Source organism: Mesorhizobium sp. B3-1-6 (genome assembly GCF_006439555.1).
In the GTDB taxonomy this organism is placed as follows: domain Bacteria; phylum Pseudomonadota; class Alphaproteobacteria; order Rhizobiales; family Rhizobiaceae; genus Mesorhizobium.
This window is the reverse complement of record NZ_VFTM01000051.1, coordinates 1-24799: the sequence shown is the minus strand read 5'-3', so window position 1 is coordinate 24799 and position 24799 is coordinate 1. Positions and strand designations below refer to the sequence as shown.

The 24799-nt window shown below is 63.9% G+C and carries 30 protein-coding genes and 1 tRNA gene; 14 read left to right on the top strand and 17 right to left on the bottom strand.

Going from position 1 to position 24799, the window contains the following annotated elements:
• Positions 1-79 precede the first annotated feature (79 nt).
• Complete coding sequence (locus FJ414_RS29665; RefSeq protein ID WP_246672528.1) at positions 80-427, top strand: hypothetical protein; 348 nt, start codon at positions 80-82, stop codon at positions 425-427.
• Positions 428-485: 58 nt separating this feature from the next.
• Here FJ414_RS29665 and FJ414_RS29660 read toward each other — a convergent pair whose 3' ends face one another.
• Positions 486-1385, bottom strand: a complete 900-nt coding sequence (locus FJ414_RS29660; protein WP_246672530.1) for a DUF2865 domain-containing protein — start codon at positions 1383-1385, stop codon at positions 486-488.
• 322 nt (positions 1386-1707) lie between these two features.
• Here FJ414_RS29660 and FJ414_RS29655 point away from each other — a divergent pair, with 322 nt between their 5' ends.
• The gene (locus FJ414_RS29655; protein ID WP_140647904.1) at positions 1708-1923 is read left to right on the top strand and encodes a hypothetical protein; all 216 of its coding nucleotides are present in this window, start codon (positions 1708-1710) and stop codon (positions 1921-1923) included.
• Positions 1924-2020: 97 nt separating this feature from the next.
• Here FJ414_RS29655 and FJ414_RS29650 read toward each other — a convergent pair whose 3' ends face one another.
• From FJ414_RS29650 to FJ414_RS31620, 6 genes are all read right to left on the bottom strand, one after another.
• Entirely contained in the window at positions 2021-2380 is a 360-nt protein-coding gene (locus tag FJ414_RS29650; protein ID WP_181175324.1) for a hypothetical protein, read from the bottom strand.
• A 271-nt stretch (positions 2381-2651) separates the two neighbouring features.
• Positions 2652-3491, bottom strand: coding sequence for a glutathione S-transferase family protein (locus FJ414_RS29645; RefSeq protein WP_140647902.1), 840 nt, complete (start codon positions 3489-3491; stop codon positions 2652-2654).
• Positions 3492-3513: 22 nt separating this feature from the next.
• Positions 3514-4095 carry a VOC family protein gene (locus FJ414_RS29640; RefSeq protein ID WP_140647901.1) on the bottom strand — a complete coding sequence of 194 codons (582 nt, stop codon included), beginning with the start codon at positions 4093-4095 and terminating at the stop codon, positions 3514-3516.
• A 196-nt stretch (positions 4096-4291) separates the two neighbouring features.
• Positions 4292-4573 carry a hypothetical protein gene (locus FJ414_RS29635; protein WP_140647900.1) on the bottom strand — a complete coding sequence of 94 codons (282 nt, stop codon included), beginning with the start codon at positions 4571-4573 and terminating at the stop codon, positions 4292-4294.
• A 125-nt stretch (positions 4574-4698) separates the two neighbouring features.
• Positions 4699-5076: a helix-turn-helix transcriptional regulator gene (locus tag FJ414_RS29630; protein WP_181181751.1), complete on the bottom strand. Its 378-nt coding sequence runs from the start codon at positions 5074-5076 to the stop codon at positions 4699-4701.
• Between the two features lie 44 nt (positions 5077-5120).
• Positions 5121-5294, bottom strand: coding sequence for a hypothetical protein (locus FJ414_RS31620; protein WP_181181750.1), 174 nt, complete (start codon positions 5292-5294; stop codon positions 5121-5123).
• A 265-nt stretch (positions 5295-5559) separates the two neighbouring features.
• Between FJ414_RS31620 and FJ414_RS29625 the strand changes: the two genes are divergently transcribed.
• Positions 5560-6633, top strand: a complete 1074-nt coding sequence (locus FJ414_RS29625; protein WP_140647898.1) for a histidine kinase — start codon at positions 5560-5562, stop codon at positions 6631-6633.
• A gap of 20 nt (positions 6634-6653) precedes the next feature.
• Positions 6654-7319, top strand: coding sequence for a response regulator transcription factor (locus FJ414_RS29620; protein ID WP_140647897.1), 666 nt, complete (start codon positions 6654-6656; stop codon positions 7317-7319).
• 187 nt (positions 7320-7506) lie between these two features.
• Here the strand turns inward: FJ414_RS29620 and FJ414_RS31615 are convergent, their stop codons facing one another.
• The 4 genes from FJ414_RS31615 to FJ414_RS29605 all read right to left on the bottom strand — a co-directional run bounded on the left by FJ414_RS31615 (position 7507) and on the right by FJ414_RS29605 (position 9117).
• Positions 7507-7644 carry a hypothetical protein gene (locus FJ414_RS31615; RefSeq protein WP_181181749.1) on the bottom strand — a complete coding sequence of 46 codons (138 nt, stop codon included), beginning with the start codon at positions 7642-7644 and terminating at the stop codon, positions 7507-7509.
• Positions 7645-7862: 218 nt separating this feature from the next.
• Complete coding sequence (gene mscL / locus FJ414_RS29615; RefSeq protein ID WP_140647896.1) at positions 7863-8285, bottom strand: large conductance mechanosensitive channel protein MscL; 423 nt, start codon at positions 8283-8285, stop codon at positions 7863-7865.
• Positions 8286-8322: 37 nt separating this feature from the next.
• Entirely contained in the window at positions 8323-8700 is a 378-nt protein-coding gene (locus FJ414_RS29610) for a DUF2853 family protein (protein ID WP_210239686.1), read from the bottom strand.
• Between the two features lie 66 nt (positions 8701-8766).
• Positions 8767-9117 (bottom strand): YidB family protein, encoded by a 351-nt coding sequence (locus FJ414_RS29605; protein WP_140647895.1) that lies wholly within the window; start codon positions 9115-9117, stop codon positions 8767-8769.
• Positions 9118-9543: 426 nt separating this feature from the next.
• On the opposite strand from FJ414_RS29605, the gene FJ414_RS29600 reads away from it, so the two are divergent.
• The 3 genes from FJ414_RS29600 to FJ414_RS29590 are packed head-to-tail and all read left to right on the top strand — an operon-like array spanning position 9544 to position 12273.
• Positions 9544-9897: a hypothetical protein gene (locus FJ414_RS29600; RefSeq protein WP_140647894.1), complete on the top strand. Its 354-nt coding sequence runs from the start codon at positions 9544-9546 to the stop codon at positions 9895-9897.
• A gap of 1 nt (position 9898) precedes the next feature.
• On the top strand, positions 9899-11767 hold the full coding sequence (locus tag FJ414_RS29595; protein WP_140647893.1) for an OmpA family protein: 1869 nt from the start codon (positions 9899-9901) through the stop codon (positions 11765-11767).
• Positions 11768-11784: 17 nt separating this feature from the next.
• A complete protein-coding gene (locus FJ414_RS29590) occupies positions 11785-12273 on the top strand; it encodes a hypothetical protein (RefSeq protein WP_246672527.1) in 489 nt (162 codons plus the stop codon).
• A 32-nt stretch (positions 12274-12305) separates the two neighbouring features.
• On the opposite strand, the gene FJ414_RS29585 is transcribed toward FJ414_RS29590, so the two are convergent.
• The 3 genes from FJ414_RS29585 to FJ414_RS29575 form a co-directional block, all read right to left on the bottom strand.
• Positions 12306-12380 (bottom strand) — tRNA-Glu (locus FJ414_RS29585).
• A gap of 190 nt (positions 12381-12570) precedes the next feature.
• Entirely contained in the window at positions 12571-12984 is a 414-nt protein-coding gene (locus FJ414_RS29580; protein ID WP_140647892.1) for a VOC family protein, read from the bottom strand.
• Positions 12981-13364, bottom strand: coding sequence for a fimbrial protein (locus tag FJ414_RS29575; RefSeq protein WP_140647891.1), 384 nt, complete (start codon positions 13362-13364; stop codon positions 12981-12983). The genes FJ414_RS29580 and FJ414_RS29575 overlap by 4 nt, the downstream gene beginning before the upstream one ends.
• Positions 13365-13390: 26 nt before the next feature.
• Here FJ414_RS29575 and FJ414_RS29570 point away from each other — a divergent pair, with 26 nt between their 5' ends.
• Both FJ414_RS29570 and rpoH read left to right on the top strand, forming a co-directional pair.
• Complete coding sequence (locus FJ414_RS29570) at positions 13391-14461, top strand: RluA family pseudouridine synthase (RefSeq protein WP_140647890.1); 1071 nt, start codon at positions 13391-13393, stop codon at positions 14459-14461.
• 211 nt (positions 14462-14672) lie between these two features.
• On the top strand, positions 14673-15584 hold the full coding sequence (gene rpoH / locus FJ414_RS29565) for an RNA polymerase sigma factor RpoH (protein WP_140647889.1): 912 nt from the start codon (positions 14673-14675) through the stop codon (positions 15582-15584).
• A 306-nt stretch (positions 15585-15890) separates the two neighbouring features.
• Here rpoH and FJ414_RS29560 read toward each other — a convergent pair whose 3' ends face one another.
• From FJ414_RS29560 to FJ414_RS29550, 3 genes are all read right to left on the bottom strand, one after another.
• A complete protein-coding gene (locus FJ414_RS29560; RefSeq protein WP_140647888.1) occupies positions 15891-16550 on the bottom strand; it encodes a peroxiredoxin in 660 nt (219 codons plus the stop codon).
• Positions 16551-16741: 191 nt separating this feature from the next.
• Entirely contained in the window at positions 16742-17107 is a 366-nt protein-coding gene (locus FJ414_RS29555) for a cell division protein ZapA (protein ID WP_140647887.1), read from the bottom strand.
• 4 nt (positions 17108-17111) lie between these two features.
• Entirely contained in the window at positions 17112-17384 is a 273-nt protein-coding gene (locus FJ414_RS29550) for a DUF4164 domain-containing protein (protein ID WP_023763725.1), read from the bottom strand.
• Between the two features lie 260 nt (positions 17385-17644).
• Here FJ414_RS29550 and tkt point away from each other — a divergent pair, with 260 nt between their 5' ends.
• The 5 genes from tkt to FJ414_RS29525 form a co-directional block, all read left to right on the top strand.
• Positions 17645-19636 carry a transketolase gene (gene tkt / locus FJ414_RS29545; RefSeq protein WP_140647886.1) on the top strand — a complete coding sequence of 664 codons (1992 nt, stop codon included), beginning with the start codon at positions 17645-17647 and terminating at the stop codon, positions 19634-19636.
• Between the two features lie 155 nt (positions 19637-19791).
• Positions 19792-20802 carry a type I glyceraldehyde-3-phosphate dehydrogenase gene (gene gap / locus FJ414_RS29540; protein WP_140647885.1) on the top strand — a complete coding sequence of 337 codons (1011 nt, stop codon included), beginning with the start codon at positions 19792-19794 and terminating at the stop codon, positions 20800-20802.
• A 158-nt stretch (positions 20803-20960) separates the two neighbouring features.
• Positions 20961-22850 carry a potassium/proton antiporter gene (locus FJ414_RS29535; RefSeq protein ID WP_140647884.1) on the top strand — a complete coding sequence of 630 codons (1890 nt, stop codon included), beginning with the start codon at positions 20961-20963 and terminating at the stop codon, positions 22848-22850.
• 104 nt (positions 22851-22954) lie between these two features.
• A complete protein-coding gene (locus FJ414_RS29530; protein WP_140647883.1) occupies positions 22955-24151 on the top strand; it encodes a phosphoglycerate kinase in 1197 nt (398 codons plus the stop codon).
• A gap of 117 nt (positions 24152-24268) precedes the next feature.
• Positions 24269-24799, top strand: a 531-nt coding sequence (locus FJ414_RS29525; RefSeq protein ID WP_140647882.1) for a class I fructose-bisphosphate aldolase, incomplete at its 3' end; no start/stop codon positions are given.

Below are 24799 nucleotides of genomic sequence, written 5' to 3'. Positions count from 1 at the left end.
GGTTGTGGCGCCGGCTGCGGTAATCCGCCCGTTGGCGATCGAGGCAACGACGCATTATAAGGTGCCTGAGGTGTTGCTAATGTTTGGTCGAATCGCGGCTTTCGTCCTGTGCCCGGCGCTGCTTGCAGCGGGCGGCTGCGTGCGCAGCGACGACGGCACGGTGATCGTTCCCAGCCGGATGGATGTCAGGCGAGTCTGGGACGAGGCGCCGCCGGGAACGACCGGGTCGCGGCAGATCGCGTCGGACGTCTTTCCTCTGCCGCCAGGCCCGCCGCCGGATCCGGCCGTCCGGCGCTACCCAAGGCGCGCTTCGATGACGCCATCCCTGAGCCAGGACCTGCCGGACGAGTCTTCCGGCGAGCAGAGACCCCTCGCCTGCAGGAATGTCGGCGAAAACGGCAAGCGCTACCGGGTCGTCTGCGAATAATGTTGCCTGGTCAAAACAGCCAGACGGCCCTGCCGCAAGGTAGGGGGCGATGGCCCGATCAATTCGCGGGGAAGAAGGCCGGCCCGACCACGCGCACCGGCTTTGCATCTGCTGGGACGAGCGCCTCGGGCTGCGCGATCGAGCTGGTCGCATCCGCTCCCGCGCCCTGAGCACCGCTCGATGGAATCTCCGAGACCGTGCCCATGTCCGGCCTTGATGTCGGCAAGGGAATGATGGCGTTTTCCATGTTGCGCGGCCTCACCGTGCGCGCCCTGAGCTCGGCCACCCGCTGGGAGTAGCGCTTGAGGTCGCAGCCCTTGAACTCGGCGGCATCGCGATAGCGGAAGGCGGTTGGGAGTTCGGTATAGGGCTTGCGCGTCTCGACCGCGACCATCTGGTCGGTCTCAAGGCTCGGATCGCTCAGCGTATAGAGATCGACACCCGCATCGTCGCAAATGTAGCGGCATTGATCGACCGTATCCTTGAGGTCCCCGCCTCGCGCGAATTGCGAATTCGGCGCAGGGAAGAAATAGCCGTCCGAGAGGCGAACGCAAAACAGCATCGCATTCCCGCCATATGCCGGGGTGGAAGCCTCCGGGTTGGACGCCTGCTGCTGCGGCGCCTGCTGCCGCTTGGGAGCCCCCTGACAGCCAAGCGCCACGTATCTCGCCTGCAACCCGGAGGAGTCGCGGCCGGAATTGCCGATACTGGCGATCCGGTGCTGCACCTCGGTCCGATTCCGGGCAAGATCCGCGCAGGCATTGAAGAAGCCCCCGACGGCGCCGCTGGCGCTGCAGCGGCGCTGCCTCTCCAGCCCCTGGATCGCGGCGAGCTGGCGCCGCAGTTGCCCAAGCTCGGGGCTAATCGCGTCGCGGCCACCGGACAGGATCTGGCTTCTCAGCGCCGAGCAAGAATCGGCATAAGAAACCTGCGTCATCGCCAAGATCGCCATGACCACCAGCAATGATATCTTAAGAAGCCGCAACCTCGCCATCGGGCGCCACCCCTGTTCGAAGATTTAATTGATACCAGCTAATTGAGAGATAACTCATATAAATCAAGGTTAGCCGGGAACTCACCTATATGACCCAAGTGTTACGCTAAAGCTTGTGAAGCGAATATTACGCTTTCATTTCAAGATTGAGACAGTAGCCGAAAAACCATTTTGAGGTCGGCCAAAGCCGGGCCGCTGCGCGATCACGGACTGCTGATGAAACCTTTGACCGGCGAAAAACGTTGTTGGCGTTGATGTGAGCCGCGCAGTGCAGAGGAGACTGAAGATGTCCATTCACTTCACCGTCTCTGGCTTGACCAGGAACCTGATCCATTCTCTTGGGCTGGATCATGAGCAGGCGCCGAGACCCCTTACCCCCGAACAAAGCCTTCTGCTGGATTGCTACCTGGCCGGGCAGATCCCGGACTCCGCCTGGAACGATTACGTCTTCGAGATGCCGGAATTGGAAAAACACGCCCAGGTCAGACGCGCACGCGGTTGATTTGAGCGCGGCACGGCCGGGCTCGGCGCCTTAGAGGACTTCCAGGAAAGTGCGAGTGGCTAAAGCGCGTCGCCTGAATCCGCTTCAGCGACGCGCTTTAGGTCTTCGGCGAGTTGAACTGCAGCGTGAAGACGTTTCCGGCAACGCCTTGCGCCAGCGACGGCGAAAAGCTGAGCGGCAGGCAATCGTTCAGGGCCTTGGTCGCCGCATCGACATAGGCCTTGCGCGTCTTGTCGTCGCCGCTGACATGGATGGCGGTCGTCCTCGGCGGCCCGATCAGCGTGCCGTCGCGCTTGAAGCTGAAGCTGAGCGTGACGGAGGAATTGTCGGAATTGGCCGGCGGTGTCCAGCAGGCGAGCAACGCGGCGCCGACCTCGTTCATGCTGCTGAGCGACGCGGCGGCCGATGGAAACGGCGCGATCGACAGCGCGCCCGCCATCATCAAGGATCTTGCCATGTTCATCGCGGATTCCTCGTTGCCATCGCTCAACCGCCTGGCGGCATCGTACGACCCATGACGGAGATGACAATAGGCTTTCAGCCTGCCCGTCGGCGCCGCAATCATACTGTCGTGATTGCGGCGCGATGGCCGCGAAAAAAAGCAAAAGGCCGGCACGGAGCCGACCTTTCCCTTGCCTCGTCATGGCGCCAGTACATCCGTGGTCGCCGCGAGGACTGCGACCAGTAGACAGGCCTTAGGTAAACGAAACCTTAACCCCGAGGAACTGCTACGCCCTGGCCTGCGATTTCACATGCGCGATGTAGCCGCGCACGTCGCCGGCGGGTTCGGCATAAGCCTTGCCGAGCTTCTTCTCCAGCGCCGCCATATACTCGTTCGCCCATTTGGGCAGCACGTAGTCGATGACCGCCAGGAATTCGAGCGTTGCCGCCAGCCTTATATCGGCGATCGACGGGTTGTTGCCGCCGATGAACGGTTTGCCGTCGCGGAAGAAGGAATGAAACACCTCGAGCGGCTCCGCGATCGCAGCCATCGCCGCCTTCTGCGCTTCCGATTTCTTGTCGGGATGGGCGTCGCCGTGGCCGACCTCGCCGGCATATTGCGGGAAGCCGAGGGCCGGATACGTCGCGCGCGCGACATACGGATAAAGTGTGCCGACCAGATAGAACATGGCGCTGTCGATCATCGCCCGCTTGGCCGGCGCCCTCGGATAGAACTTATCCAGCCCGTGCTTGTTGGCGAGATACTGCATGATGGCGCAGCTTTCCCACAGCACGCCGCGCGGCAGGCCCTTATCCTCGATCATCGGCGTCAGATGCGCCGGATTGCGCGCCAGGAATTCGGGCGAACGCGTTTGGCCCCAGGCATCGGTCTCCGTCGGATCGAGCCCGGCCGCGCGCGCGAACACCCGCACCGTCATGTTGTTGACGCTCGGCCTCAGCACGCTGAGTTTCACGCCGGGCTTCTTGGCCGGCTTCGCTTTGGGCGCCGCTTTTGCCGCCGGCTTTGACGCCGCCTTGGCCGAAGCTTTGGCGGCCGGCCTGGCCGCCGCTTTCGGCGCCGCCTTGGCCGCGGGTTTCTTTGCACTCTTCGCTGCAGCTTTTGCCATGTCGGTCCTCCCTCTGACCCGGTTAATAAGGATTTTTAGCCGCCCTGTTTTCCGACAGGGTTTCGCGTGACCGCTCGACCAGCGCCTGGATGGCGTCGGCCAGATGCAGTTCGGCGATGTTGTAGTCGCCGCGCGCCACGCGGATCTTGTGCGCCTCCATCAGCACGTCTGCATGGGTGAAGCCGGCCGGCGGTTCGAAGCGGTAGGAAGCAAGCTCGATCAACAGCCCCAGCGGATCCTCGAAATAGATCGAGTCCATGAAACCGCGATCCTTCACACCGCTGTGCTTGATGCCGCGCTCGTCGAGCCGCGCGACCGCCTGCAGGAAGGTGACCCGCGATACCGAGAACGCGATGTGGTGGACGCAGCCGATATCGGTCGGTGTCCGCCGCTTGACGGGGACCCGAGTCTCGTCGGTGAAGACCGTAATCAAACGCCCGTCGCCCGGATCGAAATAGAGATGGCTTTCGCTCGCCTTGTCGAGATTGGGCTGCTCGAAGATGAAAGGCATGCCGAGCACGCCCTCCCAGAAGTCGATCGAGGTCTGGCGCCCGGCACCGACCAGCGTAATGTGATGAACGCCTTGCGACTGCAGCTTCCGCATTGGCTCCTCCCCGCCTGCACTTGCGCCTTGCCGGCTGGCAGGTTCCCAGCGTCTGGCCGCGCTCGGCCCTGGGTACGCGACCGCCGCCCGGTTCTCGTTACGCTCCGCATTCCGCATCCTGTCGGATCGCGGCCGGAGCGCGATGAGGGGATGCTAATTCAATCCGGGACGTTACGCCAGAAGCGCCGCCGGGCCTTCACTGCGCTTGCGAGTCGTTGCCGCCGTCGGCGATGATGCGGATCGATCGCCGCTGTCCGGTTTGGATTCGGATGGCGGCCAGGCACTCACTCGATTCATGACCCCAGTTCTGCCCCTTGCAGGCGAAGTCGATCCCCGATCGGGGAACGATGCGCGGGCCTTTGTCGGTGGCGTTCACGGCAAGCAAATCCGGATCATGCACGGCGGAAGAGGCAACGCTTGATAGCCAACCGATGGCGATCAGCATCAGACAACAGCCGCATCCGATCAGGACGGCCATTCGCCACTCGGAGATCCCCCTCAGCGGCCACGGGGAACGGCTCTCTGTCGCGTTCATCTCACTCACCCACGCTTTGCCTGCCGATCTCGAAGCGCGCGCGGGCGCCGCCACGGGCGTCTCGATCCTCAGGTCAGTATCCACGCCACGGTCCTGCCGGTATCGGTCGGAACGCCGCCGATACCGGCGGACAGATGAGGCGAAATGGCACCGAGCGGCACATCCAGGATGTGCGCGATCGCCTTGAGGGTCCGGGTGGAGGCCGTCTTTCCGGACCGCTCTATCTGCGACAGCATGCTCGGGGTTATTCCGGCTTGGGCGGCGAGTTGCCTTCCGCTCAGGCCGCGCAGGACCCTGACGGCGCGAACCGGGTTCTCGCCGGCGGCGATCCTGTCGAGGACGCGCTTGGGCAAAGGACTATTGAGGGCAGGCTCATCGAGCTCGCTCACACCCGCCATCGCGGTCCGCTTGAGTATGCGGAACTGGGATTCCGGCAGCACGACCATGCGCTCTTTCGAGCCTGGGTGCTTGATGAATTGGACGTTTAGCTTCATGGCGACCGGCGTTCGGGTTTGGCTTCCTGCGCGGCTCGAAACGGAGCCTCGATTACCTGAAAATAAAAAGCACGAAGATCAGAAATGAGATCGACAGGATCGCGGCTACCGACAGAAGCGCCAATATCTGAAAGCTGATCGGCAACTGCCGAAACCGTCTCCACGTCCACGGTTCCTTTTCCCAGTGCTGAAATCGCGGCAACCCCAGCTCCCTCGGTCTGAGCCCGTCGTGCCGGCGAACCGGACCAAGATCATCGTTTCAACCACGTCGACAGGTTGCCGATGTCGACGACCTTCGACCTAGCCCCTTTGGCGGGGGCGTGACATCTGTCGAAAGTCAAGGGCGATGATGACGAAAGTCATATTCGTTTGCGGCCGGTTCGGGCTTACGTCAAAGTGGACTGCCGCGCGCTGCGGCTGTTTTTGCGAGAACGAATGATCGATATCGGCACAGAATTATTGCCGGCCGCGCAAGCGGAAGTCATCGGGCTTGCTGTTTTGCGGGCCGACAGGACAGTTCAGCAAAAAGTGGGGCGCCTGGTCGAGTGGCTCCCCGCCCTTGGAGCGGACTGCTGCCTGTGCACGCTCCTGGTCGGGATGGAGGCCGAGATGGCGGCCTTGTCCGAGGGACGCCGCGATCTGATCGCCTTGTCGGGCGTGCGGGCCGAATTGCCGGGGCTGGACCGTCCCGTCACCGCGGTCATCCTTTGGAATGGCGATCGATCGCACTACGTCGTGATCGCGATGCCCGACTTCACGGCGCGCCAGGCCGAGATCATGTTCGAAAGCGAGCGGCGCGCCCGACGCTTGATGGAGCAGCAGCTCGAAGCCGCCAATTCCGAGGTGCGCTTCGCCTCGCTCGCCCGCACGCGCCTTCGGTTGGCGCGCGACCTCCACGACACGCTCGTGCATTCGATCGTCGCATTGCTGACGCAAATCCGGCTGACCAGGCACTTCCTGGCGACCGATCCAGCCCGTGTTTCGGACGGGCTCGCAATTGCCGAGGAAGCCGCGATAACCGGCTTGGCGCGGGCGCGCGACGCCATCGCCCGGCTCAGGATGCCCGACGACCTCGAACCGGGTTCGGATGTCGAGAAGATGCTGTCGGACTTCGCGCAGCAGACCGGCATCGAGGTCTCCATGCAAATCGATGATGGAGCCCGCCCCGGGCTGCAGGATCACGAGACGACGGTTCGGCGTATCGTCGGCGAAGCGTTGCGCAACGTCGAGGCGCATGCGAAGGCGCGACGGGTCCGGTTCGACGCGGCCGTGGAAAGAACCGAAGCTGGCGCAAGACTCATTGTCGATGTCCGCGACGACGGACGCGGCTTTGACGGGACCATCCCCAAACAGGGACATTTCGGGCTGATCGGAATGGCCGAATTCGCCGAGCTCGCGGGGGGACAATGCGCGGTGGAAAGCGCGCCGGGGGCAGGCACGCTGGTTCGGACATCCCTTCCCCTGACCGTGTCGGCAACGAACGACCGGTCCGGCATCGTGGGTGCGTAGAAAGTTGGGGGTGTAGCAAGATGACCGATCCGCGCCTGACATCCGAAAGGATACGCGTGCTGATCGCCGAGGATCAGACATTGATCCGGGAAGGCCTTGCCACGCTGCTTGCCCAGCAAAACGACGATTTCGAAATTGTCGGCGCCGCGGCCGACGGCGAGCAGGCGATCGAGTTCGCGCGCCGTTACCGCCCGGACGTCGTCCTGATGGATCTGCAAATGCCGCGCGCCGACGGCGTCACGGCAACCCAGCGTATCCTGCGCGAATTTCCAGGAACCGGCATCGTGGTCCTGACCACGTTCGAGACCAACGACCTGATTTTCGAGGCTGTCAGCGCCGGAGCCAAGGCATATCTGCTGAAGGACTCCAGGATCGACGAGATCGCGGCGACGATCCGGACCGTGGCGAACGGCCAATCCGCGCTTTCACCCGGTGTCGCCGCGAAAATTCTCGAGGAATTCAAGCGATTGCGTCCGCGCCACGCCCCGGCGAGCGCGCCGTTGCGCGGCGACCTCACCGCGCGCGAGAACGAAATCCTCAAACTGATCGTCGAAGGCAAGAGCAATGGCGAAATCGGCGCCCAACTGCATTTGGCCGAAGGTACGATAAAGAACTACGTCAGCACGATCCTCGAAAAGTGCGGCGCCAAGAACCGGACCGAACTGGCCATAAAAACGATAGGCTGAACGGCCGTTCGGTGCGCCGCGACCTTTGGGTTTCTCCCACCGGACCTGCCGGGCGATCGAACGCGCAAAAAGGCCCGCGGCTCCGAGGTTTTTGCGGGGAAGCCACGGGCAGTCTTGTTGCCCGAGTTCCTGCTCTTGGCGGCAGGTCGAGGGAGGCCGCGGTCGGCGCCTCAGCAGTGCTTGGCGGTCACGTCCTTGCCTGATCGCGCACTTCGATTTCGCGAAGCGCCAGCGTGGTCAGGACCATTTCGGCGCTGCCGATCGATGGTCGAGGAGCAAGCAGGGATACGAACGCGTCGAGCTGCCCGGCTTCCATTTCGGCCAAAATGGCCTTTCACGGTCCGCATGGTCTCGTCGAGCCTCGTCAGCAATTCCGCACCGATCTTCATTGTTTGAAGCCTTGCCCATGGTTCGCGCGGGCAGGCGGAACGCTGTGCCGGGATTTCCGCTGGTCGGCCGCGAAGGCTCGCGGATCGAGAATCGACGCAAGGCTACGCAGGGGCCGAGGCGGCCGGGCCTGACCGGCCGCCTCGGACGATCCCGCTATTTTCTCGCGAGCAGGTCGCGGATTTCGGTCAGCAGCGCGACGTCGGCCGGCGGCGGCGCAGCGGCAGGCGCGGGCTTTTCGCGCTCCAGACGCTTGCGCATATTGTTCACGGCCTTGACCATCAGGAAGATGATGAAGGCCAGGATCAGGAAGTTCAGCACGGCAGTGATGAAGCTGCCATAGGCAAAGACGGCGCCCTCTCTCTTGGCATCGGCCAGCGCGGTCGAGTGGACGTTCGAAGACAGCCCGAAGAAGTAATTGTTGAAGTCCAGCCCGCCGAAAATCGCGCCGACGATCGGCATGATGATGTCGTCGACCAGCGAAGTGACGATCTTGCCGAAGGCGGCGCCGATGATGACGCCGACGGCCAAGTCCATCACATTGCCCTTGGAAATGAATTCCTGGAATTCTTTGAGCATCCCCATCTCCTCTTAGCCCATTTGCCTGTTTGCGCCGTCAGGCGAAGGCGTTCTCGCGCCTGAAATGCTTGACGAGCAGGTAGTAGAAGACCGGGCGGTGTTTGTTGCGGTTGGTGCGGCCGTACTGGTCGATGACCCTGGCGAGCCCCGCGTCCAGGCCGGCATCGGCCGTCAGCCCCAGTCTTTTGATGAGAAAGTTTTTCTTGACCCGTTCCAGCTCCTCCTTATCCGAGGCCGAAACGGTGGATGCATCCTTGTCGTAGATCGCCGGACCGCAGCCCTTCGTCACCTTCGTCAAGAGATCCAAATCCGCCGTAAGGCCGCATTTGACCCTCAGGTCCGCCGCATATTTGCTGATCAGTTCGTCCTGCTTGCTCACACGCTTGCCCTCTCGTTTTCGGCTGGACAGCGACACCGCTGTCGAGTCGCGCGGCGTGGTTGCCGCAAAAGCCGTCTGGATTTGTCTTGCTGTCCGTCAGTGTCAGCCGCGGTGCGTCGCGAGCACCCCGTCGGGGCTGGCCTGGTCGACCGCGGCCGGAAGATGTTGCGCCAGGGCAGCGGCCACCTGGTCCAGCGGAATCCCGAACTGGCTCGCCAGTTGCTGAAGACGCTGGTCGCCAAGCGCCGCCTTGATCTCGTCGGGCGCGACGGGAAGATTTGCGGCATTGGTGCTCAGCCAGGATTCGACACGGTCGCCGAGACCCGACTTCTGCAGCATGGCAAGCACACCCTGATAACCGCCAACGCCGGTCAGCGCATCGGCCAGGAGTGACGAGCCTCCGCCCTGCTGTTCGCCTTGCAAGGCGCTTTGTAGACTGTCCAAAAATCCCATCTGGAAACCTCCCGTCGAAAAATCACGTCCGCCGCAGCGCAGCTGCTCAGGCGTGCTGATCTAGGCCGTTTCAAGGGGTTGCGACACCTGACGAAGGTCAGGACCGGAGATGACGAAGGTCATATTCGGCAGCAGCCGGATCGCCCTCGAACCGGGCATCGCTCCTGGCAAGGCGGCTCCGCGTCTTTCCCGGTGCGGGGGCTGCTCGGCCTGCATTCGATTCAGCTCGGATTCGATTCAGCCCCGAAGGGCGACTGGCGTGCGAGCAGTCATTGCGATAGGTGACGATTGACAGGGCGGCACAATTGCCACGCTCGACGCGAGATAGCTCCCACGAAGGTAATAAGTCGATTGCCTGTCACACGAATTAGGATTTGATATAACGGTCGTCACCGTATCAGTGAGCGTGAGAACCGAGGAAAGAACATGAAAGCCGCCGAGCAAGCCGCAAAAGCCGCGGATGGAGCCGCATCCGCGAACGGATCCGAAGCCAAAATCCATGCCGAGGCGACGATCGACCAGGTTCGCAATCTCCTGTTCGGAGGCGCGCAGCGGTCGCTCGAGAGCAACCTTGCCGACCTGCGCGAGGAGATGCAGGCCACCATCAAGCAGCTCCAGGCGGACTTTGCCAAGGAGCTCGCGACGCTCCAGGCGCACGTCCTGGAACTGGAGCGGGAAACCGAACAGAAGCGGCTCGCCTCGCAAAGGGATATCGGCGCCGCGATTTCGGAGCTTGGAGCAACCATCAGCGGGCTAGGGTCCGGCCGCGCGGGAAAGTAGCATGACGTCCGCCGCCGGCCAGAACCGTGAGATCGAGCAGCTTAGAAAACTGCTCTTTCAAACGGAGGCGGCGCGCCTCGAGGCGCTGGGCGCGGATGTCGCCCTGCTTCAGCAATATATCGGCAGCCCCGACCGCCTGGAAACGGCGACGGCCGACATACTGGTCGCCGCGCTGGAGCGCGCCGAAGTCGTTCGGCCGCGCGAGCTGGCGAACGTCATCGCGCCATCGGTGGTTTCAGCGATCCGCAGCGAGATCAGGAACTCGCGCGACCTCATGGTCGACGCGCTCTACCCGATCACGGGCAGGCTGGTCAGCGCGGCCGTGGCGAACGCTTTCAAGGAACTCGTCGCGCGGCTGGAGCAGCGCCTCAACGCCCTGACATCGACGGAGCTGTGGATCGGGCGCGTCAAGTCGCTGGCGACCGGCCGGCCGATCAGCGAGTTCGTTCTGGCAAACGCCAGTCCGCCGCGCGTCAACCGGCTGCTGATGATCGAACGCGGCAACGGTCGCCTCGTCGCGGACTGGAAGCGCGAAGAGACCTCCGACGAGCGGGCCGACCTGCTGAGCGCGATGGTCGCGGCGATCCTGGAATTTTCCGTTCAGGCCCTCGCGGGGGAAGGCAATCTGCAGCAGCTCGATTTCGGCGGGCGCGAAATCGTGCTTCGTGCCTCGCCCCGGTTCATCCTGGCGGCGGAATGCATCGGCCCCCTTCGCCCCGTCGACAATGACAGGATCAATTCGCTTTTCTTCGACACGATAGAGAACATGGATCGCGGCCTCGACTGCGACGCCGCCATGCTGGCGTCGCTGGCCGCCTCCATCGAAGCCGCTCCCGCCGCGGAGCGTAAAGCACGTCGGGCCGGAAAGGTCGTCCTGTTCGTCCTCGCGGCTCTCGTCGCCGCCGGGCTGGCATGGCTGGCGAGCGTCTATTTGACCCGCACGATGCTGGAGCGGCGCACCAACGATGCGCTCCAGGAACTGGCCGGCAAGCAACCGCTGCTGGAAACGTTTCCCCTGCGCCTGGATTTTGATCACCGCAATCGCAGCGTCTCGGTCTTCGGCATAGAGCCAAGCCAGGTGCAGACGGCTCCGCTGATCGACGCCCTGGCCAAGGCCGCAGCGCCCTATCGGGTCGTCGGCCGGATCGGCGTCGTGCCGGGCACGGAGCAGGTGGCGGCGCTCAGCTCCGACATCGAAGCCCTGCGGCAATCGGTGACCGACCTCCAGGCGGGTATCGACGAAAACCACCAGGCGATCGCCGAGCTGCGGCAATCTCTTGCCGGCTTGCAGAAGTCCGCCGGCGAGACCGGCGAAGCGGTCGCCGGCCAGAAGCAGTCCCTCGCGGGCTTGCAGGCCCGCATCGACCAGACGCGCGGGCCGAGCGAAGAAGAGCTGCGATCCCTTGCCGGCCTGCGGGCGGGCATCGATGAAACACGCGCGGCGCTCGCCGAGGAAACAAAATCCAGGAACCAGCAATACGACGCCATGCAATCGATGGTCGACAGCCCGGCCGAACGCCTCGATCGCTTCATGGCCTCGACGGCAATCTTCTTTGGCACGGGCGACGCCTTCGCCGACGATAAGGAGGCTGGGCAGCAGATTGCCAATCTTGCCGGGCTTCTCGCCGGCAACGAGCTGAGAATCCGTGTCGTAGGGCACGCGGACGACACCGGGACAGATGTGGCCAACCGGGTAGTTGCCCGCAAGAGAGCCGACCAGGTGGTGCGAAGATTGACCTCGCTCGGGATCGAGCCGTCGCGATTGTTTGTGGTTTCGCGCTCGTCATCGCTGCCGATTTCCGACGTACCGAGCGAAGGCAACCGCCGCGCCACCTTCGAAACCGTGTTCCGCGCCGAGCGCCCTCAATGATGCTCAGCGCAAAGGTCATGCTGCTTGGCGACATGGGTGTGGGCAAGACATCCATCATGTACCGCCTCGTGCACGATCGTTTCGACGGCGAATACAAATCGACGCTCGGCGTCGAGGTGCTGAGCTACGATGTTCCGGCCGATCCGGTTCGCGGCGGCGACGCGGCGCGGCTTGTGCTGTGGGACACCGACGGCGATTTCGGGACGCGTATTTTCGACACCGTCTACGTCACCGGCGCGTCGGCCGCGATCGTCGTGTCGGACGTGACCCGCCCGCAAACCGTGACGCGCATGGTCGAGCTGGTCCGCAGCTTCGAGGCGCGATTTCCGGGCAGGCCATACCGGGCCCTCGTGAACAAGATCGATCTCGCCGAGGCCCCCGGCAGCGCCGAAGAGATCGGCCAGCTGCCGCGATCGAGCGTCAAGTTCGTGAGCGCCAAGAACGGTGAGGGAATCGTGGAAGCCTTTGCCGAACTCGCCGAAACGATACGGCGTCGGCAGTTGTAGTTCGGCAAAAAGTTCGGCTTGTTTGATTGTCTTGGTACGCCCAAGGGGAATCGAACCCCTGTTCCCGCCGTGAGAGGGCGGTGTCCTGACCGCTAGACGATGGGCGCGCTCAAGAACCGGCTACATAGGCTGGCGGCCGGGAAAAAGCAACCGAGCAGATTCGCGAAAAGTGTCGTACGGTTTTCCGACAAGAATCTGCTACAAAACAAAAGTCCTAAGCGGAGCATTCATTGGCTTGCCGATGAGTGCTCCGCTTAGGGTTTCGACCGCTTCGCGCGCTTTGCTGGCCGCCACCGGTCAGCCCTGTCGTTTCGGCTCGATCAGGTCCCAGAGATTGCCGTAGAGATCGGAAAAGACGGCCACCGTGCCGTAGGCCTCGAAGCGCGGCGCCTCGCGGAATTCGACACCCTTTGCGAGCATCGCCCGATGGTCGCGGGAAAAATCGTCGGTCTCGAGAAACAGGAAGACGCGGCCGCCGGTCTGGTTGCCGATGCGGCTTTCCTGCTCTTCGCCGGACGCTTCCGCCAGGAGCAGCCGCGCCCCATGGCCCTTCGCCGGCGCGACGGTGACCCAGCGCTTGCCGCCGCCGAGGTCGACATCCTCGCTCAGCACGAAGCCGAGCCGCTCGACATACCAGGCGACCGCCTCGTCGTAGTTGGCGACGACGAGCGCCACGGTCGCGACGCTGCGGCGTTCGGCAAAGCCGCTCATTTGTTACGGATCGAGAACTGGCCGATGATGCGGCGCTCGGCGATGTCGTAGACGAAGATCGAATGGCTGCCGTCGGCAAGCTCGGCATCGATCGACAGGCGGTTGCCGGAGAGCGACTGGCTGATCACCTTGGCGCCGACGGGCAGCACGATGTCGCCCGACAGCGGCGCGCCGGCCGGAGCCTGGACATCGGCGGCGGGAGCCGGTCCGGCCACCGGCGCGTTGCGGGCTTTGTAGACAAGCGCCCCGATCACCACCATAAGGGCGAGGAACAGTAGGCCGAGATTGACGATCATGAAGCGGACGAGCTTGCGGCGCACGTTCTCGGCCGCGGGGTCGAGCGGCTTTTCCTCATCTTCTTCGGCGATTGGCCGGGCCATGGCTAGACAATCCGCAACGGTTTTCGATGAGCGCTCATAACGAAGAGACCCCGATATTGATAGAGGACGAATTGGCGGACGAGGAATTGGCTGCCGGCGAAACCCTCGTGCTGGAAACCGGCGCCGACGCGGCCGGCCAGCGTCTCGACCAGTGGCTTGCCGCCCGTCTCGGGCCGGAGCTCTCGCGTAGCCGCGTGCAGGCGCTGATCAAACAGGGCGCGGTCTCCATCGCCGGCAGGCAGCTGCTGGAAGCCAAGCGCAAGCTGATCGCCGGTGAGCGGATCGAAATTCTGGTGCCCGCGCCGGAGCCGGCCGAGCCGCAAGGCGAGGACATTCCCCTCGACATCCTCTACGAGGACGACGAGCTGATCGTCATCAACAAGCAAGCCGGACTGGTCGTCCATCCCGGCGCCGGCAACTGGACCGGCACGCTGGTCAACGCGCTGATCCATCATTGCGGCGACAGCCTGTCCGGCATAGGCGGCGTCAGGCGGCCGGGCATCGTCCATCGCCTCGACAAGGAAACCAGCGGCGTCATGGTCGTGGCCAAGACCGACCGCGCGCATAAGGCGCTGTCGGAGGCCTTTGCCGACCACGGCCGCACCGGCGATCTCGAACGCGCCTATCTGGCGCTGGTCTGGGGCATTCCGCAACGGCCGACGGGCACCGTCGACGCCGCGCTCGGCCGCGCCGCCGATCGCATCCGCCGCGCGGTGGTGCCGGAAAGCCGTGACGATGCCCGCCATGCCGTCACCCATTTCAGCGTCGTCGAGCGCTTCGGCGAAGGACAGCAGGCTTTCGCCACCGCAAGCCTGGTCGAATGCCGGCTGGAGACCGGCCGCACCCACCAGATCCGCGTCCACATGGCCCATATCGGCCATCCGGTGATCGGCGACCCGGATTACGGGCAGGCCTTCCGCACCAAGGCCAACCGGCTGCCCGAACCCTTGAAAGCCAAGGTCAGCGCCTTTCCCCGGCAGGCCCTGCATGCCTGGCTCCTTGAATTCCGGCACCCGACTACCCATCTATCGATGAGGTTCGAGGCGCCAATACCAAGGGACATGGAGGAATTGGTCGGCGGCTTCCGCAAGCTCTGAAACCTGCCATTAAGACGCTTCAAACCGACCATCAAAAAACCTGACTGGCGTTGTTCACTTCAGCGTGACACACTGTTTCGTGTTGAACAAATGCTGTCTTTTCTGGTTTTGTTCCTATATACACAGGTTGTCGCGGATGAGCCTTTGGCATCCGTGACGAATGCCCGCCGCTTTTCGGGGGCATCCACTCCAAAGAGAGAGGGGCGCTATCATGGCCCAATCATTACCCAGTATCGTTTCCGGTGAAGGCGGTCTCGCCCGTTACCTGGAAGAAATCCGCCGCTTTCCGATGCTTCAGCCGCAGGAAGAGTACATGCTCGCGAAACGCTACGCCGAGCATCAGGACACCACGGCTGCCCACAAGCTCGTCACCAGCCATTTGCGGCTCGTCGCCAAGATCGCCATGGGCTATCGCGGCTACGGCCTGCCGATCGGCGAGGTGATCTCGGAAGGCAATGTCGGCCTCATGCAGGCCGTTAAGAAATTCGAACCGGAGCGTGGTTTCCGGCTCGCCACCTATGCCATGTGGTGGATCAAGGCCTCGATCCAGGAATACATCCTGCGCTCGTGGAGCCTGGTCAAGATGGGCACCACCGCCAACCAGAAGCGTCTGTTCTTCAACCTGCGCAAGGTGAAGGGCAAGATCCAGGCGCTCGACGATGGCGACTTGAAGCCCGACCAGATCGCCGAGATCGCCACCCGCCTCAACGTTTCCGAGGCGGAAGTGGTATCGATGAACCGCCGCCTGTCGGGCGACGCTTCGCTCAACGCCCCGATCCGGGCGAGCGAGGGCGAGTCCGGCGAGTGGCAGGACTGGCTGGTCGACGACCACGAAAGCCAGGAAGAGATGCTGATCGAGCAGGACGAGCTGGAAAACCGGCGCTCCATGCTGTCGGGCGCTCTGTCCGTGCTCAACGACCGCGAGCGGCGCATCTTCGAGGCGCGTCGCCTCGCCGAAGAGCCGCTGACCCTGGAAGAGCTGTCGGCCGAGTTCGACATCAGCCGCGAGCGCGTGCGCCAGATCGAGGTGCGCGCCTTCGAGAAGGTGCAGGACGCGGTCAAGGCCGCCGCCAAGCGCCAGATCCAGGCGCTGCGCACCATCGAGGCGCAGCCGGCGGCGTAAAGCCACCGCGCATTGAGTAGCAAAACGGCGGCGCCAGAATCTGGCGCCGCCGTTTTTATTTGGCGAAAGCGGTGGCGCGCCCCTTTCTCCCAGTCGCTATGCGAGGAGAAATGCCGGTTCACCCTCCGCAGCCGCAGCGGAGGATGGGCAGCAATCAGGGGCAGCGCCGAGGCTGCGAGGTTGTTAACTCAGAACAAACAATCGGACCGGGGAGCAGGCGCGCGCTCATCTTCGACCGCCGCGCCGCCCCTCATCCGCCCTTCGGGCACCTTCTCCCCGTTTAACAGGGAGAGGGAAAAAGGCTCATCACGCCGAAGGCTGCTTCGTCTTGCGCAAATACGGCAGCACCGTCTCGTACGCCCCGAAGCGCTTGATCGCGTCCTCATTGGAGACGGCGGCGGTGATGATGACGTCGTCGCCCTGTTTCCAGTTGGCCGGCGTCGCCACCTGGTGCTTGGCCGTCAGCTGGATGGAATCGATGACGCGCAGGATCTCGTCGAAGTTGCGGCCCGTGGTCATCGGATAGGTCAGCGCCAGCTTGATCTTCTTGTCCGGGCCGATGACGTAGACCGAGCGCACGGTGGCGTTGTCGGCCGGCGTGCGGCCCTCAGAGCTGTCGCCGGCGCCCGCCGGCAGCATTTCATAGAGCTTGGCGACGTGCAGGTCTTTGTCGCCGATCAGCGGATAGTTCACCGTCTGGCCGGTAGCGGTCTTGATGTCGGCCTGCCATTTCTCGTGGCTCGACACCGGATCGACGGAAATGCCGATGATCTTGACGTTGCGCTTTTTGAAATCGCCTTCCAGGCCGGCCATGGTGCCGAGCTCGGTGGTGCAGACCGGGGTGAAGTTCTTCGGATGGCTGAACAGCACCGCCCAGCCGTCGCCGATCCAGTCGTGGAACTTGATGGTGCCCTGCGTAGTCTCGGCCGTGAAATCCGGCGCGATATCGTTGATACGAAGACTCATGACCTATCCCTACCCTTTTTTGTGAAACCGCCGGCGCACCCCCTTTCGGCGGTGGCCGGACGTTAGTTCTAGCACCATGAAGGTAGGGTTCAAACGCCGGGAGTAGGAAGCTTGCCCATGGCAGGCGAAAATTTTTCGCCGTCGCCCGCAATTGGAGGCAGGATTTTCGATTTACCGCTGGCGCCGGGCGCTCAGGCTTTCTTTAGCGCGAGCGTCGCCGCGAGATCTTCCATGCGCTGCGCAAGCGCGCCGAGCGCGGTTGTGAGCACGCTATCGCTCTTGTCGGCCTTGGTCAGCGCCTCGTCACGCGTCTTGCGCAAGGTCAGCACTTCGCTCTCCATGCCCTTGACGCGCTTGGTGAGCTCCGAAAGTTCGTCCATCACCATGATGCCGGCCATGACGGTAAGCCGCTGGTCGCCGATCTCGCCGAAGGAATCCTTCAGATGCGAGACATAGCGGTCGAAGCGCTCGGCAAGGTCGATCAGGTGCTCTTCCTGGCCCTCGTCGCAGGCCATGCGATACTGTTTGCCGTCGATGGAAACGGTGACCTGTGCCATTGCCTTACCTGTCCAGAACCGCGCGGATGGTTTCCATGGCGGTCACCAGCCGCCGCGACACTTCCTTGTTGGCATCTTCCAGACGCTCGGCGCGCGCTTCGGAATTGTCGAGCTCCTGCGCCAGGCGCGAACGGTCGGCGTTCATGCGCTGCACCTCGGCCTCGGCTTCCGAATAATCGCGCTCATGCTCGAGCTTCGCCGCCACGGCGTTTTCCAGCCCTTCCATGGCCTTGCCCAGCCTGGCGATGACTTCCTTGAGGGTCGTTTCCCCGGTCATGGCCTCGTCCTATGCCCTGCCCATCACCGAATCGCGCGCGTTCAGAATGCGTTACCTCGGAAAGATTAGGCACCGGGTGAAGGGCGCGTCAACAAAGCTCTCGCGACTGTCCCCCGCTATCGCTAATGTAAGGCGCTCGATGCCATCACAAGCCCGGCAAAATCCGCCCCGATTTGTTGACTAAAAGGCCGTGCCTGCTATGTGTCCCGGCATCCTTTTCCAAGGGTTCTCCCAAGCTCCAACCCACTTCCGGAGGAAGCATGACGTCGCGTGAACAACATGATCGGATGGCCAACGCGATCCGTTTCCTTTCCATGGATGCCGTCGAGAAGGCGAACTCCGGTCACCCCGGCCTGCCGATGGGCTGCGCCGACATCGCCACAGTGCTGTTCAGCCGTTTCCTGAAATTCGACGCCAAGGCGCCGCACTGGGCCGACCGCGACCGCTTCATCCTCTCCGCCGGCCACGGCTCGATGCTGCTCTATTCGCTCCTCTACCTCACCGGCTATGAGGACATGACGATCGACCAGATCAAGAATTTCCGCCAGCTCGGCTCCAAGACCGCCGGCCACCCGGAATACGGCCATGCCGCCGGCATCGAGACCACTACCGGCCCGCTCGGCCAGGGCCTGGCCAATTCGGTCGGCTTCGCGCTCGGCGAGCGCATCATGAACGCAGCCTTCGGCAACGACCTCGTCAACCATTATACCTATGTGCTGGCCGGGGACGGTTGCCTGATGGAAGGCGTCTCCCACGAAGCCATCGCGCTGGCCGGGCATCTGAAGCTCAACAAGCTGATCGTCTTCTGGGACAACAACAACATCTCGATCGACGGCCCGGTCTCGCTCGCCGACAACACCGACCAGGTCGCCCGCTTCCAGGCGTCCGGCTGGAACGCCAGCCACATCGACGGCACAGATCCCGAAGCGATCGCCTACGCCATCGAGGCGGCGCGCCATTCCGACAAGCCGACGATGATCGCCTGCAAGACCACCATCGGCTTCGGCGCGCCGACCAAGGCAGGCACCAACAAGGCGCATGGCTCGCCGCTGGGCGCGGATGAAATCGCCGGCGCGCGCAAATTCTTCAACTGGGACTCGCCGCCCTTCGAGATTCCGGCCGACATCCTCGACGCCTGGCGCGCCGTGGGTAAAAACAGCACCAAGGCACGCACCGACTGGGAAGGCCGTCTGGCCAAGGCCGAGCCGAAGCTGAAGGCCGAGTTCGAGCGCCGCCTTGCCGGTAAGCTGCCGTCGAACTTCGATGCCGTCATCGCCGACTACAAGAAGAAGCTGTCGGCCGACAAGCCGAAGGTCGCCACCCGCAAGTCGTCGGAAATGGCGCTGGAAGTCATCAACGGCGCCGTGCCGGAGACCATCGGCGGCTCGGCCGACTTGACCGGCTCCAACAACACCAAGACCAGCCAAACCAAGAACATCACGCCCGACGATTACGGCCAGCGCTATGTCCACTACGGCATCCGCGAGCACGGCATGGCGGCGGCGATCAACGGCCTGACGCTGCATGGCGGCCTGATCGCCTACGGCGGCACCTTCCTGTGCTTCTCCGACTATGCCCGCCCCTCGATGCGCCTTGCCTCGCTGATGGGCATCCGCTCGATCTTCGTCATGACGCATGACTCGATCGGCCTTGGCGAGGACGGGCCGACCCACCAGCCGGTCGAGCATCTGGCGGCGCTGCGCGCCATCCCGAACCACAATGTCTTCCGCCCGGCCGACGCGGTCGAAACCGCCGAATGCTGGCAGATCGCGCTGGAATCCGAAAAGACGCCCTCGACCCTGGCGCTGACCCGCCAGAACCTGCCGACCGTGCGCACCGAACATTCGGCGAAGAACCTCTCCAGCCAGGGCGCCTACGAGCTGGCCGCCGCCAGCGGCGAGGCCGTGGTGACGATCTTCGCCACCGGCTCCGAGGTCGAGATCGCCCTCGGTGCGCGTGACCTGCTGGAAAAGCACGGCCATCCGACCCGCGTCGTCTCGGTGCCCTGCTTCGAGCTGTTCGACCAGCAGAGCGAGGATTACCGCAGGAAGACGATCGGCGACGCCAAGGTGAAGGTCGCCATCGAAGCCGGCATCCGCCAGGGCTGGGACCACCTGATAGGCACCGACGGCATCTTCGTCGGCATGCATGGCTTCGGAGCCTCGGGCACGATCGAACAGCTCTATCCGCATTTCGGCATCACCGCCGATGCCGCGGCCAAGGCGGTCGAAGTCCGTCTGCACGGCAAGTAGGAATTGCCTCGGGTCCGGCAACACCGATTGACGGTTTTGCCGGGCTGGACCAACCTAATCGATTTAAATACGACGTTCTGCGGCTGGATTCTTGTGCCTTCCGCCGTTATGAAACTGCGGACCCATCCGCTTTCCAGCCCCCAAGGGAGAGAACAATGACCGTCAGAGTTGCCATCAACGGATTTGGCCGCATCGGCCGCAACATCCTGCGCGCCATCCATGAATCCGGCCGCAAGGACATCGACGTGGTCGCCGTCAATGATCTCGGCCCGGTCGAGACCAACGCGCACCTGCTCCGCTACGACAGCGTGCATGGCCGCTTCCCGCATGAGGTGGCCGTCGACGGCGACCAGATCTCGGTCGGCAAGGAAACGTTCAAGGTCACCGCGATCAAGGACCCGACCCAGCTGCCGTGGAAGGAGCTCGGCGTCGACATCGCGCTCGAATGCACGGGCATCTTCACCGCCCGCGACAAGGCCGCCGCGCACCTGACCGCCGGCGCCAAGCGCGTCATCGTCTCGGCCCCGGCCGAAGGCGCCGATCTCACCGTCGTCTACGGCATCAACCACGACAAGCTGACCAAGGACCACATCGTCATCTCGAACGCGTCCTGCACCACCAACTGCCTCGCGCCGCTGGCGGCCGTGCTGCACGAGACCGTCGGCATCGAGAAGGGCATGATGACGACGATCCACTCCTATACCGGCGACCAACCGACGCTGGATACGATGCACAAGGACCTCTACCGCGCCCGCGCCGCGGCGCTCTCGCAGATCCCGACCTCGACCGGCGCCGCCAAGGCGATCGGCCTCGTTCTGCCCGACCTCAAGGGCAGGCTCGACGGCATCTCGATCCGCGTGCCGACCCCGAACGTCTCGGTCGTCGACCTCAAGTTCATCGCCAAGCGCTCGACCACGCCACAGGAGATCAACGAGGCGCTGATCGCCGCCTCGAAGGGCAAGCTGAAGGGTGTTCTGTCCGTCACCCATCACCCGAACGTGTCGATCGACTTCAACCACGACCCGCATTCCTCGATCGTCGCGCTCGACCAGACCAAGGTGATGGACGGCAACTTCGTTTCGGTCCTGTCCTGGTACGACAACGAATGGGGCTTCTCGAACCGCATGGGCGACACCGCCGTCGCCTTCGGCAAGACCATCGCCTGATCGTAGCCTTGCTCCGCAGTTTGAAACGCCCGGCCTCGGCCGGGCGTTTTTTATTGGCCGGCTGAGCCAAAAACCACGCCGTTGCCTTGCACTGGTCATGCCTTCGCCCCACTCTCTGTTAAAGCGACAGATAGAGGGATTTGGAGGGGCAATAGCGGATGGAGCATGCGATCTATCTCGTGACGCTGGTCGGCACGGCGCTCATTGTCGCCGCAGCGTTTTCGAGCCTGATCGCCTTCCGCTTCGGCGCTCCCTTGCTGCTGCTCTTCCTCTGCATCGGACTTGCCACCGGCGTCGACGGCCTCGGCATCGAATTCGACAATGCGCGGCTGGCTTATTTTGCCGGCTCACTGGCCTTGGCGATCATCCTGTTCGATTCCGGTTTCGGCACGCCGCTCAACGCGCTCAGGCAGGCAGCCGGGCCCGCGCTGTCGCTGGCCACGATCGGCGTTATCCTGACCACAGCCATCTTCAGCGCCGCCGCTTCCTATGTTCTCAAGCTCAGCTGGCTGGAATCCTCCCTGCTTGGCGCTGCCGTCGCCTCCACCGATGCGGCCGCCGTCTTCTTCCTGCTGCGCGCCGGCGAGATCCACCTGCGCGAGCGCGTGCGCGCGACGCTCGAAGTGGAATCCGGCACCAACGACCCGATCGCCATCTTCCTCACCATCACCCTGGTCGAGATCATCGCCGCGCATGCCAACCCGGAAGCCAACGTGCTGGCCACCAACCTTCTGCTCGGCTTCCTCGCCAATATGGGGCTCGGCGCTATCATCGGCGTGCTCGGCGGTTTTGCCATCGTGCGTCTGGTCGAGCGGTTGAATCTCGATCACGGCCTGCTGCCGATCTTCGTGCTGACGCTGTCGCTGATGGTGTTCGCGGCAGCCGGCGCCGTCGGCGGCTCGGGTTTCCTCGCCGTCTATCTTGCCGGGCTGATCGCCGGCAATTCCGACATACGCGCCGTCACCATCCTGAAGCGTTTCCAGGACGGCATGTCGTGGCTGGCGCAGATCATCATGTTCCTGATCCTCGGACTGTTCGCCACACCCTCGCAATTCCCCGAAATCCTCGTGCCGGCGATCCTGCTCGGCCTGTTCCTGATCTTCGTCGCCCGCCCGGTCGCCGTCTGGCTTTGCCTGATCCCGTTCCGGCTGCCGCGTCCGGAGGTCGCCTTCGTCTCCTGGGTCGGCCTGCGCGGCGCGGTCTCGATCCTGCTCGCCATAACGCCGCTGCTCGGCGGGCTCGAGCACGGCCGGCTGATCTTCAACGCCGCCTTCATCATCGTGCTGGTGTCGCTGGTAGTGCAGGGCTGGACGGTCGGTCCGCTGGCGCGGCGCCTCGGCCTGATCGTGCCGGCCCGTCTTGGGCCGCTGGACAAGGTGGAGCTCGAATTGCCGGGCTCGGCACATCATGAGCTGCTCGCCTATCGCGTCGCACCCGGCAGCCCGGTGGCGCGGGGCGAGCGCATCCCGCGGTGGGCGAGGCCCTCGCTGGTGCTGCGCGACGGCCGCTCGATGCGCTTCCAGGACATGGGCCGGCTGGCGGCCGGCGATCAGGTCTACATCTTCGTACCGGACCGCTACCCGCGCCTGCTCGACAAGCTCTTCGCCAGCCGCGCGGTGGTCGACCCGGAGGATGCCGACTTTTTCGGCGCCTTTGCCGTCGATCCGGCCCGCTCGGCCGCGGAGCTGGAAGCCGCCTATGCCCCGGGCCTGTCCGAGGCCGAGCAGAAGCTCACCGTTGCAGCGCTCGTTACCGAGCGGCTCGGCGGCCATGCCGAATATGCCGACCGCGTGATGATCGGTCCGATCGAGCTGATCGTGCGCGATGTCGACGAAAAAGGCAGGATCACCGGGCTTGGCCTGTCCTTCGAGCCGACCGCGCCGGTGGCGCGCGTGCCGGTATTCCTGAGCGCCGGCGAGATCGCCGACCGCATCGGCGCGCTCGTCCGCAACTGGCGCAGGCCGGCCGAAAAGCAGGCGGTCGACGACGTGCCGATCGGCACCGGGGCGCCCGGACCGGACAGCCAGAAGGCAACCGGCGAAGGCTGATGTCTCAAGCCGACATCATTTTTGCGCGCGCACCATCGACGCGACCCTTGCATCGTCCTTCGCGCCGGGTAAGGTCGCCGCGTTTTCGCTAAAAAGGAACGACCATGGCCGGCTTCAAGACACTCGACGATATCGGCGCCGTCAGCGGCAAGCGCGTGCTTGTGCGCGTCGACCTCAACGTTCCCGTGGCCGACGGCAAGGTGACCGATGTCACCCGCATCGAGCGCATAGCGCCGACCATTGCCGAGCTCTCGAAAAAGGGCGCCAAGGTCATCCTGCTTGCGCATTTCGGCCGCCCCAAGGACGGCCCATCGGCCGAATTCTCGCTCGAGCCGATCGCCAGGGCCACGACTGAGGTTCTCGGCCGTCCGGTCGGCTTTGCCGCCGACTGCGTCGGCGACAAGGCGGCGGATGCAGTCGCGGCGATGAAGGACGGCGACGTCATGCTGTTCGAAAACACCCGCTTCTACAAGGCCGAGGAGAAGAACGAGCCGGCCTTCACCGAAAAGCTCGCCGCCAATGGCGACATCTATGTCAACGACGCCTTTTCCGCCGCGCACCGCGCCCATGCCTCGACCGAAGGCCTGGCGCGCCATTTGCCGGCCTATGCCGGCCGCACCATGCAAGCCGAGCTCGACGCGCTGGAAAAGGGCCTTGGCGATCCGGCACGGCCGGTCGTGGCCATCGTCGGTGGCGCCAAGGTCTCGACCAAGATCGACCTTTTGATGAACCTCGTGAAGAAGGTCGACGCGCTGGTGATCGGCGGCGGCATGGCCAACACCTTTCTTGCCGCGCGCGGCACCGATGTCGGCAAGTCGCTCTGCGAGCATGACCTCGCCGGCACCGCCAAGCAGATCATGATCGAGGCGGCGGAAGCCGGCTGCGCCATCATCCTGCCCGCCGACGGCGTCGTGGCCAAGGAATTCAAGGCGGGCGCCGCCAGCGAGACCGTCGCCATCTCGGACGTGCCGGCCGACGGCATGATCCTCGATGTCGGCGCAAAGACCGTACAAAGCGTCAACGACTGGATCGACCGCGCCGCCACGCTGGTCTGGAACGGCCCGCTCGGCGCTTTCGAGATCGAGCCCTTCGACCGCGCCACGGTGGCCGCGGCAAAGCATGCGGCGGCGCGCACCAAGGCAGGCAAGCTTGTCTCGGTCGCCGGCGGCGGCGATACGGTGGCCGCGCTCAACCATGCTGGCGTCGCCGACGACTTCACCTATGTCTCGACCGCCGGCGGCGCCTTCCTCGAATGGATGGAAGGCAAGCCGCTGCCCGGCGTCGAGGTGTTGAAGCGGTAAACAGTCCGAGACCAGGCAAAGCCCGCGCGGCTTTCAATCGATTCTAGCTTTCCGGCGTCATTCCTTTGGCGGTAGTCTTCTGCTAGCGCGGAACAAACGCAGCGTAGGAGAGCACCCATGAGCGAACGTCTCGAAGATATCGCCGCCGCGATCGTGGCCGATGGCAAAGGCCTTTTGGCCGCCGATGAAAGCTCCGGCACCATCAAGAAGCGCTTCGACGTCATCGGCGTCGAATCGACCGCCGACAACCGGCGCGACTACCGCGAGATGATGTTCCGCGCCAAGGAGGCGATGACGAAGTACATCTCCGGCGTCATCCTCTATGACGAGACCATCCGCCAGAAGGCTGCCGACGGCACCCCGCTGGTCGATATCATCAAGGCGGCAGGCGCCATCCCGGGCATCAAGGTCGACCTCGGCGCCAAGCCTCTGGCCGGCTTTCCTGGCGACACCATCACCGAGGGCCTCGATGGGCTGCGCGAGCGACTCGCCGACTATTACAAGCTCGGCGCCCGCTTCGCCAAATGGCGCGCGGTGATCGACATCGATACCGGCAAGGGCGTGCCCTCGGCCAATTCGATCGCCTCGAACACCCACGCGCTGGCCCGCTACGCCGCGCTCTGCCAGGAGGCCGGCATCGTGCCGATC

What these genes read in the sequence shown, in the direction of transcription:
- FJ414_RS29665 (WP_246672528.1), top strand. Translation starts at nt 80, where the DNA reads ATGTTTGGTCGAATCGCGGCTTTCGTCCTGTGCCCGGCGCTGCTTGCA.
- FJ414_RS29655 (WP_140647904.1), top strand. Translation starts at nt 1,708, where the DNA reads ATGTCCATTCACTTCACCGTCTCTGGCTTGACCAGGAACCTGATCCAT.
- FJ414_RS29650 (WP_181175324.1), bottom strand. Translation starts at nt 2,380, where the DNA reads ATGGCAAGATCCTTGATGATGGCGGGCGCGCTGTCGATCGCGCCGTTT.
- FJ414_RS29645 (WP_140647902.1), bottom strand. Translation starts at nt 3,491, where the DNA reads ATGGCAAAAGCTGCAGCGAAGAGTGCAAAGAAACCCGCGGCCAAGGCG.
- FJ414_RS29640 (WP_140647901.1), bottom strand. Translation starts at nt 4,095, where the DNA reads ATGCGGAAGCTGCAGTCGCAAGGCGTTCATCACATTACGCTGGTCGGT.
- FJ414_RS29635 (WP_140647900.1), bottom strand. Translation starts at nt 4,573, where the DNA reads ATGGCCGTCCTGATCGGATGCGGCTGTTGTCTGATGCTGATCGCCATC.
- FJ414_RS29630 (WP_181181751.1), bottom strand. Translation starts at nt 5,076, where the DNA reads ATGGTCGTGCTGCCGGAATCCCAGTTCCGCATACTCAAGCGGACCGCG.
- FJ414_RS29625 (WP_140647898.1), top strand. Translation starts at nt 5,560, where the DNA reads ATGATCGATATCGGCACAGAATTATTGCCGGCCGCGCAAGCGGAAGTC.
- FJ414_RS29620 (WP_140647897.1), top strand. Translation starts at nt 6,654, where the DNA reads ATGACCGATCCGCGCCTGACATCCGAAAGGATACGCGTGCTGATCGCC.
- mscL (WP_140647896.1), bottom strand. Translation starts at nt 8,285, where the DNA reads ATGCTCAAAGAATTCCAGGAATTCATTTCCAAGGGCAATGTGATGGAC.
- FJ414_RS29605 (WP_140647895.1), bottom strand. Translation starts at nt 9,117, where the DNA reads ATGGGATTTTTGGACAGTCTACAAAGCGCCTTGCAAGGCGAACAGCAG.
- FJ414_RS29600 (WP_140647894.1), top strand. Translation starts at nt 9,544, where the DNA reads ATGAAAGCCGCCGAGCAAGCCGCAAAAGCCGCGGATGGAGCCGCATCC.
- FJ414_RS29595 (WP_140647893.1), top strand. Translation starts at nt 9,899, where the DNA reads ATGACGTCCGCCGCCGGCCAGAACCGTGAGATCGAGCAGCTTAGAAAA.
- FJ414_RS29590 (WP_246672527.1), top strand. Translation starts at nt 11,785, where the DNA reads ATGCTGCTTGGCGACATGGGTGTGGGCAAGACATCCATCATGTACCGC.
- FJ414_RS29580 (WP_140647892.1), bottom strand. Translation starts at nt 12,984, where the DNA reads ATGAGCGGCTTTGCCGAACGCCGCAGCGTCGCGACCGTGGCGCTCGTC.
- FJ414_RS29575 (WP_140647891.1), bottom strand. Translation starts at nt 13,364, where the DNA reads ATGGCCCGGCCAATCGCCGAAGAAGATGAGGAAAAGCCGCTCGACCCC.
- FJ414_RS29570 (WP_140647890.1), top strand. Translation starts at nt 13,391, where the DNA reads ATGAGCGCTCATAACGAAGAGACCCCGATATTGATAGAGGACGAATTG.
- rpoH (WP_140647889.1), top strand. Translation starts at nt 14,673, where the DNA reads ATGGCCCAATCATTACCCAGTATCGTTTCCGGTGAAGGCGGTCTCGCC.
- FJ414_RS29560 (WP_140647888.1), bottom strand. Translation starts at nt 16,550, where the DNA reads ATGAGTCTTCGTATCAACGATATCGCGCCGGATTTCACGGCCGAGACT.
- FJ414_RS29555 (WP_140647887.1), bottom strand. Translation starts at nt 17,107, where the DNA reads ATGGCACAGGTCACCGTTTCCATCGACGGCAAACAGTATCGCATGGCC.
- FJ414_RS29550 (WP_023763725.1), bottom strand. Translation starts at nt 17,384, where the DNA reads ATGACCGGGGAAACGACCCTCAAGGAAGTCATCGCCAGGCTGGGCAAG.
- tkt (WP_140647886.1), top strand. Translation starts at nt 17,645, where the DNA reads ATGACGTCGCGTGAACAACATGATCGGATGGCCAACGCGATCCGTTTC.
- gap (WP_140647885.1), top strand. Translation starts at nt 19,792, where the DNA reads ATGACCGTCAGAGTTGCCATCAACGGATTTGGCCGCATCGGCCGCAAC.
- FJ414_RS29535 (WP_140647884.1), top strand. Translation starts at nt 20,961, where the DNA reads ATGGAGCATGCGATCTATCTCGTGACGCTGGTCGGCACGGCGCTCATT.
- FJ414_RS29530 (WP_140647883.1), top strand. Translation starts at nt 22,955, where the DNA reads ATGGCCGGCTTCAAGACACTCGACGATATCGGCGCCGTCAGCGGCAAG.